10 protein-coding genes and 1 pseudogene are annotated in these 12,896 nt (G+C 40.4%); 2 read left to right on the forward strand and 9 right to left on the reverse strand.

Annotated elements, in window-relative coordinates; translation table 11 throughout:
• Positions 1-9: 9 nt before the first annotated feature.
• On the reverse strand, positions 10-1,917 hold the full coding sequence (locus I6F41_RS10855) for a beta-ketoacyl synthase (protein WP_011328063.1): 1,908 nt from the start codon (positions 1,915-1,917) through the stop codon (positions 10-12).
• Positions 1,918-2,044: 127 nt separating this feature from the next.
• Between I6F41_RS10855 and I6F41_RS10860 the strand changes: the two genes are divergently transcribed.
• Both I6F41_RS10860 and I6F41_RS10865 read left to right on the forward strand, forming a co-directional pair.
• Positions 2,045-3,055, forward strand: coding sequence for a GlxA family transcriptional regulator (locus tag I6F41_RS10860; protein WP_011328062.1), 1,011 nt, complete (start codon positions 2,045-2,047; stop codon positions 3,053-3,055).
• Between the two features lie 69 nt (positions 3,056-3,124).
• Positions 3,125-4,360 (forward strand): sensor domain-containing phosphodiesterase, encoded by a 1,236-nt coding sequence (locus I6F41_RS10865; RefSeq protein ID WP_182683303.1) that lies wholly within the window; start codon positions 3,125-3,127, stop codon positions 4,358-4,360.
• Positions 4,361-4,388: 28 nt separating this feature from the next.
• On the opposite strand, the gene I6F41_RS10870 is transcribed toward I6F41_RS10865, so the two are convergent.
• The 8 genes and pseudogenes from I6F41_RS10870 to I6F41_RS10905 form a co-directional block, all read right to left on the reverse strand.
• Positions 4,389-4,904 (reverse strand): MgtC/SapB family protein, encoded by a 516-nt coding sequence (locus tag I6F41_RS10870; protein ID WP_011328060.1) that lies wholly within the window; start codon positions 4,902-4,904, stop codon positions 4,389-4,391.
• Between the two features lie 42 nt (positions 4,905-4,946).
• On the reverse strand, positions 4,947-6,104 hold the full coding sequence (locus I6F41_RS10875; RefSeq protein WP_172459230.1) for a GNAT family N-acetyltransferase/peptidase C39 family protein: 1,158 nt from the start codon (positions 6,102-6,104) through the stop codon (positions 4,947-4,949).
• Positions 6,104-7,498, reverse strand: a complete 1,395-nt coding sequence (locus I6F41_RS10880) for a RimK family protein (RefSeq protein WP_182683302.1) — start codon at positions 7,496-7,498, stop codon at positions 6,104-6,106. The genes I6F41_RS10875 and I6F41_RS10880 overlap by 1 nt, the downstream gene beginning before the upstream one ends.
• Before the next feature lie 652 nt (positions 7,499-8,150).
• Positions 8,151-8,653 (reverse strand): annotated as a pseudogene (locus I6F41_RS10885) (REP-associated tyrosine transposase).
• A 175-nt stretch (positions 8,654-8,828) separates the two neighbouring features.
• The gene (locus I6F41_RS10890) at positions 8,829-9,305 is read right to left on the reverse strand and encodes a transcription elongation factor GreAB (protein ID WP_182683300.1); all 477 of its coding nucleotides are present in this window, start codon (positions 9,303-9,305) and stop codon (positions 8,829-8,831) included.
• A gap of 109 nt (positions 9,306-9,414) precedes the next feature.
• A complete protein-coding gene (gene secF / locus I6F41_RS10895) occupies positions 9,415-10,356 on the reverse strand; it encodes a protein translocase subunit SecF (protein WP_182683299.1) in 942 nt (313 codons plus the stop codon).
• Positions 10,349-12,187, reverse strand: coding sequence for a protein translocase subunit SecD (gene secD, locus I6F41_RS10900; RefSeq protein ID WP_182683298.1), 1,839 nt, complete (start codon positions 12,185-12,187; stop codon positions 10,349-10,351). The genes secF and secD overlap by 8 nt, the downstream gene beginning before the upstream one ends.
• Positions 12,188-12,296: 109 nt before the next feature.
• Entirely contained in the window at positions 12,297-12,863 is a 567-nt protein-coding gene (locus tag I6F41_RS10905; RefSeq protein ID WP_197108375.1) for a hypothetical protein, read from the reverse strand.
• Between the last annotated feature and the right edge of the window lie 33 nt (positions 12,864-12,896).

A 12,896-nucleotide genomic window follows, 5' to 3' on the forward strand; every position in this document is an offset into this window, starting at 1 on the left:
AATGTGTGCTTAAAACATGTCTTGATAGGGATTTTTTGTATTAAAAGCAATCGCTTTTTCAAAGCCAGGAAGGTGTATGCTTTGCTCATCTATAACAATGTCGTTGTCGTCAATTAAGCCATCACCAAAACGATAAATTAGTTGGTATTGGCCTAAGTCTGCTTGTGATTGATAGCTTTGTTGCGCTGCTTTTACAGCCACATTTTTATTAGCATAATCATTCATAACGCTTTTTCCATGGCGCTTAGCAAGCATTTGCAGTGTTATTTTTGCAGACAATACTGTAGCGGTAGCATTGTTACCACCAAAGCCTTTTGAGTTAATAAATGCAATATCCATATCACCGCAATCATAGTGGCTGTTTCTAATATCTAGATGATCAGCGTAAACATCGTCGGCTATTTTATCTATAGTCGTAATACCAGGCATAATATTGTGGCTAAATACACCTAATGCTATAGCTAACTGATCGCCACTTGCAGGAGCAATAGTATGGCCAACATATGCTTTTGGCGCAGTTACTTTCCAGTTATCAATAGCAAAGGTTTGTGCCACTTTATGATAGATTAATGACTCGGTTACGCGGTTTAACGGCGTACTTGAACCATGGGCTAATATAAAGCTGCGCTGTTGCAGGGCTTCTTTACCTAATAAGCTACTTGCCAGTGCCGCCGATTTTGCCATAGTAATGTAGTTACCCGGCCCTGGTGAGGTAATCGACTTTTTAATCCCGTCGGCATTTACAAATACATCTGGCACACACCCCATAATGTCAGCGCCTAACTCGAGTGCTAGAGCATCATCCATTAAAATAGCCACTTGCGCGCCTTCACCTAGCGTAAAGCCACAGTTTTCGCCAAACGGACGGCTACTTTTACGATAGTCGGGCTCATCTGTATTACTTAAGTTATCTAAACGGCGCAAACCTTCAACGTTTGCCAGTGCGCTCATGTTACCAAAGCCTTCTATAACCTCTGGCGTAATAGCACATTCAACACTGGCTACCACAGCAACGCGAGTACGCCCTGCTTGTATATCGTTAACCGCTGCACGTAAGTTATATAAAAACGTAGCACATGCGCCCGAAGTTGAAAACGTAGTACCTACGTTGCCCGTTACATACGCATTAATAAAGTCGGTCGACATAGTATTTAAACCCAGCGCTAATTGCTTAGTGCTTACGCGGTCGCCTTGCTGGCGAGCTTTAACTAAGCCACCTAAACCTGTGTCATCCATTTGGCCAATAACAGACGCCGAATAAGTACCAATTTTGTCTGGCTCTACGCTATTCATTATATGTTGCCAATCAAGCCCGGTTGATTTTATTGCATCGGTAGCAGCAAAAATAGTTGCTTGCAAACCACGTGGCTGATAGCGGCTGTTATACATTACAGACGGATCAAACCCAGTAGGAAACTGCCCTGCCGATTTAATCGGGTTGTCGCGAGTTGAAGCGTGTTTAACATCTATATCTGCGGCAATAGTAACTTTAACTTTTTTACCTTCGAGCTGCTCTACCTGCCAACTTGCAGGTACCGGTTGTGGTAAATCGCGAGCACGGGTTTCAAACACAATCGCATTCTCATCCGAGTTGCTTAGCGTCATTTTTTGCTGCCATGGGGTAGCGTCTGGATCAAAATGTTCGTTTTCGATTTTACGAATAAGCGTACCGGCAATTATTTGTTCACCAAAACGTGCTTCTATGTCGCTTTGCTCAACATTGTTACCTTGAGTGTCTTGTAGTTGATTATCAACAACACTAACTAAATTCATCAAGGTGGCGAGGCCTAAAAACGTTTCTTGACGATCTTGTGCACTTAAACTGTCTAACACAATACGGCGGTAACCTTGGTGAAAAGAAGTACGGCCAGCGGCATTAATGCCTCCCATGCCTACAATTACGGGTAATGCGGTCATAATTTACCTTTAAAAAACGTGTTATAAGAATATGACACTAGTTTAAATGGATTGCGCACCACACTTTGTGCTTTAATAGCCAAATATTAAGCATAAAAGGCCAACCCTAACTGGTCGGAGCATCTATATGACTGATAAACAGAGTAACCCCCCATTAAATATAGCTATTGCTGTTTACCAACACTTATTAATAACGAGTTTAACCCTCCCTATAGAAATGTTGAGAGCGGGCGAAGCCTTTGCAAAAGGCCATATTAATAAACAAAACTTTAGGCCACTCGCTATTCATTTAGTTGCTAAAAACCTTGAACCAATAAGTAATCGTACCGGCTTGGCAATCCTTCCCGATTGCGCCACCAGCAATACCCCCAATTGCGATTTAGTAATAGTGCCCGGTATTTGGCGAAACCCGCGCCCAGTTGTACGCACTAATCAAAATATAGTTACTTGGCTGGGGCAAAGTTTTACAAATGGCAGCCATATTATAGGTGTAGGCACTGGCAACTGTTTACTAGCAGAGGCCGGGTTACTAGACGGGCACCCAGCAACCACCCATTGGCATTACGCTAAACAATTTAGTCACGACTACCCCAAGGTACTGTTAAAGCCTGACTTTTTTATTACTCAATCCGAGCGACTCTATACCGTAGCCAGCCTAAACGCCCTAGCCGATGTAATAGTGCATATTATTAGCCAATATTATGGCAAAGCTGCAGCGCAACATGTTGAGCGCAATTTTTCCCACGAAATACGCAAACCCTACGAAGATCAGCGCTATCTTGAAGGTGCTGTTGATCGCCATCCCGATGAGTTAATTGCCCAAATTCAATTTTGGTTAAAAACCAACTTAGCAACAGAGCTTAATTTACAGGATGTAGCCGCACAGTTTAATTTAAGCTATCGCTCTTTTACGCGGCGCTTTAAAGCAGCTACCAACCAAAGCCCTATTGAGTATTGGCAACAGTTACGAGTAGAAGGTGCTAAAGAGTTGCTCGCTTCGTCAAATTTATCAATTCAGGAAGTTGCGTTAGAAGTAGGCTATAACGATCAAGGTCATTTAACGCGAATATTTAGAAAAATACTGAACCAAACACCCAGTGAGTATCGTAAAGTAGTGAGAAAAAAATTGTTTGGCTAATACTTTAAAAACAAGCCAAGCTACTGTATTAATATGAACCATTAACTAAAACACAAGGAAGTTGGAAATATGCATGTAAATTTTAGTGAAAATTTACTATTAGATATTGAAGCAGAGACTGATCTCAATACTAGACTAACTCGCTTGCTAGCACTTATTCGTAAACACCTTGATATGGACGTTGCTTTTATTTCTGAGTTTAAGGACTCTAAACGTATATTTAAATTAGTAGATACCAAACGCCCTAACGAGATTGTAAAAGTAGGTAATTTTGATCCCATAAACGAAACCTACTGTAATAAATTAGCCAATAATGAACTAGATAATATAATACCTGACACCAGTAAAAATAGTATAACACGCGATATGCCGGTTACTAAAAAGCTTAATATTGGCGCTTATATTGGGGTGCCAATTACCTTATCTAACGGCGATATTTATGGCACATTTTGCTGCTATAACGAGCAAAAAGACGACACATTAAACAAGCGTGATCTGGCGTTTTTAAATTTAATTTCAGATCTGGCTTCACAGCTTATTGATACACAAATACAAAACAATGAAGCAAAACAACTTATTAAATCTAACGTACTTAATATTATAAACACAAACAATATTGAAATTTACTACCAGCCTATATATAGCTTAAACACAAATAAAGTTTCGGGTTACGAATCCTTGTCTCGCTTTTTTGTTGAGCCCTATAGAACACCTAACATTTGGTTTGATGAAGCAGCACAGTTTGGTTTAGGTGAAGCCCTAGAAATGTTGGCAATAAACAATGTTTTAGGCAATATGAGTCATTTTAATAAAGAGGTGTATGTGTCAATTAACACCTCTCCAGAGCATATACTAAGTGGTGCCGTTGCCAATGCATTAGCTGCTATTTCTGATTGCAGCAATATAGTATTGGAGGTAACCGAACACTCTCCTATTGCCAACTACAATGAAATGTTAACGGCACTCGCGCCACTGCGTAAAAAAGGCATACGCCTAGCTATAGACGATGTTGGTGCAGGGTATTCTTCTTTTCAGCATATTTTGGAGCTACAAGCAGATATTATTAAACTTGATATTAGCCTTACCCGAAACATAAATAGCGATCGTCGTAAATATTTATTAGCTAAAGCGTTATGCGGATTTGCTAAAGACATTGGCTGTAATATTATTGCCGAAGGCATAGAAACACTAGAAGAAATAAACACCCTCCGCAAACTAAATGTCGATAAGGTTCAGGGCTATTATTTAGGCCGCCCACAAGCACTTTGCGATGCTTTAGTGCATCAAAAATTAGTATTAAGTTAGTTATAAACTTAATTATAAAAACGCCACTTTATAAGTGGCGCTCTGTTTCATTTTCACTTTTGCGATAATAGCGTTTTGAATAAATTTTAACTTTAGTGTGCACACCTTTACTTAAGCTTTTAAACTTAGCTTCAAGCACATCGACACCGTATAAAATACCGACCACCAGCACAGAAAGCTTAATAGCTGCGCCCAAGTTCTCGGTGGCTATCATTACGCCAATAGATGCCAGCACCCAAATAGTTGCTGCCGATGTTACTCCTACCACAGCGCCGTCTTTAGCTAGCATTACGCCTGCGCCCAAAAAGCCAATACCAGTAATTATTTGCCCCACTACGCGAGAGTGGTCAATTACATCGCCTTGTAAATTAAACGCAGTCGATAAAAATAAATAGGTACCTAAAGTAATTAACGCAGAAGTACGAATACCCACAGGTTTGCCACGTAATTGGCGCTCAATACCAATAATAGCGCCACAAAATGCCGCCGTACCAATTGCAGCCCATGAGTACGGAGCTACATCAAATAAATCAGGTAAAAACACGTAATTTCCTCGTTATTCATATATGAATAGTTTAATTTTATTTTAACAATCTTTTGATTTAGCAATAGCCACAGCTGTTCTTAAGCGTTGGCTACCAAACGCCGACATTTTACTAAAGTCGCTGCGGGCAATAGGCACATATTGGCAATCTATAGCCAATTGACTATCACTTCCTGGCTCACAAAACGGATCATGAACATACACACAGTGCTCATCTAAATGCGTAACACACACCCAATGCGGCGATTTTTTACCATCAAACCGATAAGTGCTTATTAATAGCAGCACGCTAAAATTTTGCTTCAGCCAACGCTCAATGTCTTCAAGCTCAACATCTTTATTACTAAGCGGTATTTTGGCAGCGGTTATGCCATCTACAAACTGCTGATGTACCGTTGCTAATACTACTTTTTTATTTTCACTGCGCACGCCATCTAAAAACAACGGCTCTAGGGTATTAACAATTACCTCGCTGTTAAAACCACGTTTATGTGCCGCCAGTGCTAAACCAAACGGATGGCAGCCGCCATGCCCAGAGGTCATAAAAATAGTAGTGCCTTCTCGCCATAACGACAACTCATGCGATTGAGTCAGTTCAGTGCTAGCATCTAAGCTCCCCATAGCCATTAACAACGCCGCAGGACCACAGGTAAACTCAGTAGTTTGCTGATACCACGGAGTTAACCGTGCTAACTTAAGCTCACTGGTTTTACGAATGTTTTTTTGCATGCGTAGCGCATCGCTGTGATCGTCGTAATAATCGCTATATTGACCAAACACCCGATAACCTAAGCTTTTATACAAACCAATTGCGCTGTCGTTATTTACAGCCACTTCTAAACGCAGATAAATTCGCCCACGCTCTGCGGTGGCTTTTTCAAGTGCAATAAGTAGCATTTTTGCAATGCCTTTGCCTTGCATGGTAGGTAATACAGCAAGCGAATAAAGACGCGCTAGACGAGTGCCTTTATGGCACCAAATTAGCCCATAACCGCATAACGCATTATTTTGCTCGGCAACTAATAAAATACCGTGCTTAGCACTTAGCCAGCGCTTTAAACTGCGCGGGCTAAGCTTGTCGTTACTAAAGCAAGCATTTTCAAGTGCTGTAAGCGCGGTTAAATCACTGATAAGCGCTTGGCGAATAACCACTTGCTCAGTCTGTTCATTAACCACACTCTCAACCATGGCTTTTGCCATTAACCACGCCCCCTCGCTTCAAGGCGTTGTTTAAACTCATCCATAATGATCATATAAAGCTCATCGCCTAAATAGCCGTCTTCTACTTTATGATCAATACTTGGGTTATCGTTTACTTCAAGTACATAAGCACGCCCTTGATGTTCTTTTACATCAACGCCATATAAACCCTTACCCACTGTTTTACACGCTTTTAATGCTGCATCTAATACCGCTTTTGGTAATTCAAAAGTAGGCAATGTTTCAAAGCCACCCGAAAAAAACCGCTTTGCATCGTGGTTATAAATTTGCCAATGGTTACGCGCCATTAAGTAACGACACGCGTAAATTGCACGGCCATTTAGTACCCCTACTCGCCAATCGTATTCGGTGTACATGTATTCTTGTGCAAGCACTAAAGCACTAAATTCAAATAGCTCAGTTAACTTAGCTTCCAGCTCAGCACGGTTCGTTACTTTATATACCCCTTTTGAAAACGAGCCTTCTGGCATTTTCAATACTAACGGGTAGGTAAACGCCGCTTCTAACTGCTCAAGAGTCTCGCTTGACTGATCAGCCACAACCACTGTTTTTAAACTAGGTACTTTTTGATAGTTAAACGCATCGTGTAAATACACTTTATTACAACAACGTAAAATAGACTCCGCATCGTCAATAACCACTAAACCTAAGCTTTGTGCCTTGCTAGCAAGGCGATATGTTGGGTGGTCAATTGCTGTAGTTTGACGAATAAATAACGCATCAAACTGGGCTATATTGTCTATTTCGTCAAAGCTTAATGCTTGGGCATTAATACCATGTTTAGCCGCTGCTTTAATAAACTTTGCTATTGCGTCTTTATCGCTTGGTGGCACCTTTTCATCGTGATCAACAAGTATTGCCATGTCCCAGCGAAAACGACGTCGCTCCGCAGTAATACGCCATTGCGTTTGGGTAAAGTTATTCAACTTAGCTACAAAATCGCTGTACTGTTGCTCATCTAATGACGATAACGACCCTTGTTGTAATAAGCCTTGGTTATCAACAAATAAAATAGGCGCCGGGTATTGTTTAAATACCGATTTAGCCGCTTTTGTTTGCTCATCGTTAGTGGCATTACCAAAGTATAGAGCGCCATCTATTTGGCCAACATTGTGCATAGGTGCTTGGCCGCTACGTAACGCATTTATTGTTTTTACACTTGGTAATACTTGGTGCTTACGCGCTTCAGCGAGTAGCGAGCAATAGTAACCTTTGCTCAAGTATTGGCTTGAATCACATAAGTTAATAATGCGAGTTTTAGGTTCATCACGTTTTGGATAGTCACGTAGGTAAGTATTAAACGTAATAACATTTTCGAATGATTGAGCAAGAGTTTGCTCGTTGTTATCAACCACAATTAAGGTTTTAAACACGACTTTTCCTAGTTAAGTCTAATTATAAAAGCATGCTTAATTTTTTATAATTAAGCATTAAAAATAGAAACACCCATCGTACTAAGTGGTGCATTGCGCGTGTCACTTAATAAGATGGGTGCTTTAGTTTAGGTAATCCTAAACCACATCTGCTTTATAAGGCCTTTTTGATAAACTAACAAACGAGATATTTTTAGCGTGAAGATGAAAATTATTGATGCAGGTCGGATAAGTGACGAAGCCACGCCATCCGACACATAATTTATGGGAACGGTAAGTGTTTATAACCTTGGCTTGGCTCTTTCGGGTGGTGAAATATTATTGTGATGCGGCTTGATTGTCGGATGGCGCTTCGCTTATCCGACCTACGTTTAAATATTCCATATGTATGAAATTACACAATAAAACATTGCTGTAGGTCGGATAAATGGCAAAGCCATGCCATCCGACACATAATTTATGGGAACGGTAAGAGTTTATAACCTTGGCTTGGCTCTTTCGGGTGATAATATATTATTGTGATGCGGCTTGATTGTCGGATGGCGCTTCGCTTATCCGACCTACGTTTAAATATTCCATATGTAAGAAATTACACAATAAAACATTGCTGTAGGTCGGATAAATGGCGAAGCCATGCCATCCGACACATAGTTTATGGTTTTTCACCACACCAATTATTCGTGTAAACACCTTGGTTAACTGCTCTGTGAAAACTTGAATAAGGCCAATCAGCAACCCTACTAACTAAGTCATGTTTCATTGGGTTAAAATGCACGTAGTTAACATGATGCCAATAATCATTATCATCCCTAATTGTATGCTCCCAAAAGCGGCGTTGCCAAATTCCCCGCTCATTTTTACGTTTTCTTGTTTGAGTTAAAAACTCTGTTTTTGGGAGTGATTTTGAAAATCGCTTTTTAATTTCACGCCAACGTCCAGAGTAATCACAATCGTTATCTGGCAAAGTTAAAACCGCATGAAGGTGATCGGGTAGCACAACCCATGCGTCAATGTAAAATGGTCTTCGTAGTTTAACAAAGCGAATAGCCTCGCGTAATAAATCAATATGTTCAACTAATAACGACTTATTACGATCGAGCAAATTAACAGTAAAAAATATGACCCTCCTTTTACATAATTCCTACGATATTGCATTTTATTCTCACTATATTATTTAAAGCGCATCAAATAAATAAAGCGTAAATTAAGAATATATACAATATTAATGTAGGTCGGATAAATGGCGAAGCCATGCCATCCGACAATAAAATGAGGGGGAATAAATAAGTTTTGTGGTACTTAAAAATGGGCTTTGCTTACAACCAATATTTTATAAAATTTCTATAATGTCATAATCGTGCTTAACATCGGCAATGGTTAAACTTATGCCATCATCGAGTTGCTTATTTAATAACAGCTTACCTAGGGGTGCGCCGGGGGTTACAACGGCAATCGTTAAACCTTTAACCTCTACGGTTAATCCGCCTGCGCTTGGGCCTAAATAAAACCATTTTTGCTGCTCATTTGTACCCTCTAGGCACACTAGCGAGCCAATGGCTATTTTACTACTGGCTGGCTGATTAAATATGGGCTTAAATAACTCCATGCTTTTATAACAATCGTTTACGCGCTGCGCTTGGCCTTGGGCTAAATAGGCGGCCTCTAACCCTAGGGTATCGTATTTGTTTTCTGCTATGTTTTCTTCGTGTGTGGCGGTGTCGTGCGCTGTTTTAGCGGCCACTTTTGCGGTGGTAAGCTGCGCCTCTAGGGCAAACTTAAGGTGTTCAATAACGTGGGCTTTGTTCATGAGGTTTACACACATACAGTAAAAATATTGCGAGCAGTTTAACATTGCTACGGGGGCTAAACACAATAGTTTGGCCCCTAAGCTTTGTTTATTTGTATGCTTTGAGCCTTTATGGCATATCCATGAGCGCTTGGCTTTGGCTATCTATTTTCACTTCGTAGTTTTTAGCACTTAACCCCATTAGCTCGGGCAAGGTGGCGGCAATGCAAACAGATGAAAACGTACCCACAACAATGCCACTAAATAACGCAATAGCAAAGCCTTGCAGCGGTGTTCCAGCTAATAGCCACACACTTGCTACTGTGGCTAAAGTGGTACCTGAGGTAATTAAGGTACGCGTTAGGGTGCTTTTAATCGCACTATTTATAATGCTGGATACGCTAATACTGGCATTTAATTTAACTCTTAATAGCTCACGCACCCTGTCGCCAACAATTATAGAGTCATTAAGTGAGTAGCCTATAATTGCTAATAAACTGGCTAATACGGTTAAGTTAAATTCAAGCTGTAATAGCGAAAACAAACCCAGCACCAATATTAAGTCGTGTGTTAAAGCAACTACCGAGCCAAGGGCTAAACGCCATTCAAACCTTATCGCTAAATACAGCATTACTGCAACCATAGCTGCTAGAAGTGCCAAACAGCCTTGTTCAAATAGCTCATCGCCCACTTGCGAGCCAATATAGGCCGATGACAATATCGTGGCATTTATGTCGGTGCTTTGTGTTACCGCACTTTGCCAATCGTTGCTGCTATTACTCGCAGATTGATTAATAGCTGGCGCTTCTCTTAATTGAAAATGGTTATTCCCTTGCGCTGTTAGCTCAAACTCACCGTTGTGATTTTTAGCTATAAAAGTTTTAAGCTGCTTTAGCTCAATACTTTGGCTAGTCGTAAATTCTGTTAAGTAACCACCGGTAAAATCTAGGCCAAAGTTAAGCCCTTTTTGCGCCAAGGTTACTACCGATAGCAATACTAATACTGTACTTAAAACCAAGCCCATAAAACGCATACGTGTACCGGTTTCGCCTTTTAAAAAATAATTAAGCATCTGTACTTACTCCGCTTTTTTTACCCAATTTTAAATACAAACTTTGGCTCAACACTTTCGATACATACACGCCTGTAAACATACTGGTTACTAAACCCAGCGCCAAAGTAATTGCAAAGCCTTTCACTGGCCCATAACCTATACCGTATAAAATAAGTGCAGTGATCATAGTGGTAATATTGGCATCAAAAATAGTGCTAAATGCTTGCTTATACCCTTGCTCAATAGCTTGATAAGGCGCGCGGCCTTTACGGCGCTCTTCTTTTATACGTTCGAATATAATGACGTTGGTATCTACTGCCATACCTATGGTTAGCACCAATCCGGCAATACCGGGAAGCGTAAGCACTACCCCAGGCAATAACGACATTAAACCCACTAAAGAGGTTAAATTTAAAATAAGTGCTACGTTGGCAATTAACCCTAAACGTCTGTACCACATAGCCATAAATGCCAAAGTAATACCCATACCTAACATTAGGGCGGCTAAGCCGTTACTTATATTCTCGCTGCCTAAGCTTGGCCCTATGGTTTGTTCGTGCACTATAGTAACCGGCGCACTTAACGAGCCTGCACGTAACAATAACGCTAAGTCGGCCGCGGCTTGTGGGCTTTGCATATTGGTTATGCTAAAACGCGAACTTAAGTGCTGAGCAATATTGGCTACATTAATAACCTCACTCTTTTTAACTACCTCTCCTTTAGCATTTTGCGAATACTCTGAGTAAACCGTCGCCATAGGTTTACCTATATTAGCTTTAGAAAATGCCGACATAGCATCGCCGCCTTGGCTATCAAGGCTTAACTGCACTAGCGGTTTGCTCCAATCGTCGCGCCCAGCATGAGCGTTATTAATATGCTCACCGGTAAAAATTGGCACAGGGTCGAGTTTTATAGTACCGCCCGTCTGTAAATTAAAGGTTTGCCCACCCACAGCTTTTAATTGATAAAACCCCAGGGATGCCGTTGCGCCAATAATGCGTTTCGCCTCGGTAGGATCTTGCACTCCAGGTAGTTCAATACGAATGCGCTGCTTACCTTGGCGTTGTGTTACCGCTTCGGTTATGCCCAGCTCTTCAATTCGCGAACGTAGAGTTGTGAGGGTTTGGCTCATAACTTCTTTGTTAAACGCGCTTCGCCCTTGCTCTGAGTAACTAAATTGCGCCGTTTTAACTGTGCCATTATTATTTGTTACTACTGCTAAGTTAGCAAAGCGGCTTTGCAGCTCTTTAATAACAGGGGTTAATTTATCACCAGCATTAGGTAGAGCATTTATTACAAACCCAGTTTGAGTTTGCAGCGCTTTTACTCCATGTGCCTTTTGCTTAATTATGATTGATTTAGCTTGCTGATACGCACTCACTAATTGCTCATCAATAGCTTTGTCTAAATCTACATCGAGTACAAATAGCACCCCACCGTTTAAATCTAGACCTAACTTTATTGGCGAAAGTCCAAAGCTTTGTAACCAGCTTGGACTGGTAGCGCGCTCAACAATTTTGGTCTGAGTATTTGCATATTGCGCTTTTATAGCCGCTTGTGCCTGGGCACTTTTTGTTGGCTCGTTAAGCAGCACATTTATTGTTGCTTGCGACTCATACGCTTGCGCCACATTTAAGCCTTGCTCATTTAAAAATGTAACTAAGGTATTAGTGCTCGGGGGTGTTTGTATTTTGCTGTGTGGGGCTGCACTAATATACAACCATGACTGGTTTGGATATAAATTAGGTAACGCACTCATTGCCAGTAGCAGTAATACCACCAACATAGCAAAGGTGCTTAATTTAAATTTAGCCATAAACGGCTTTTTATTATTTTTAAAACTCAACATTGTTATTCCTTACTATCAGCAACCAGCTGATAAGCGCTTTTAAAAAGCACAATTAATCTGCAAGCTAAAACTTTAAAAGTTAAAACCTATTAATTATTAAATAAGGAAATTAAGCGTGATGGGTGTTGGTAGCGCTGTAAAGTAAGTTAGCTTCTTTCCAGCCACTAATACGAGACTTTTTACTATTAGAAACAACTGTATACCAAGGTAGTGCCGTGCTTATAGCTTTAGGTTGTAAATAAAACTGCCTTGCTAGCGTATGAATAAAAAATTCATAAATAACGTCGTATTCAGGCTCTGTTTGCGCACTAAATAAAAACAACGATGAATTACTGGCAGTTAGCCTAGGTTGCAGTGCATCAAACGCTGTTTTATTAGGCTTAGTTTGTTGTTTAGCATGCAATACTTTAACTAATATGGAGGGGTGACTTATATCTAATGAAACATTACCTAATGAAGTAGCATCTAATGAAGTAGCATCTAATGAAGTAGCATCTAATGAAGTAGTATCTAATGAAGTAGTATCTAGTGAGAAAGGAGCTGCTGAAAAAGCAGCAGATATTAAAGTAGAATTTGCAGTGTTTAAACCATGTTTAACTGGCGCGGCTTCGCTACATGCACTAAAAAGTGCAGTAATAAGCAAAAATGCAGTTAAAAACAAACGAAATTTAAACATCAATTTTCAAACTTTAATTAAGGATTACTAGTA

The sequence above is a fragment of the Pseudoalteromonas sp. SCQQ13 genome (assembly GCF_015864415.1).
Lineage (GTDB): Bacteria > Pseudomonadota > Gammaproteobacteria > Enterobacterales > Alteromonadaceae > Pseudoalteromonas > Pseudoalteromonas nigrifaciens.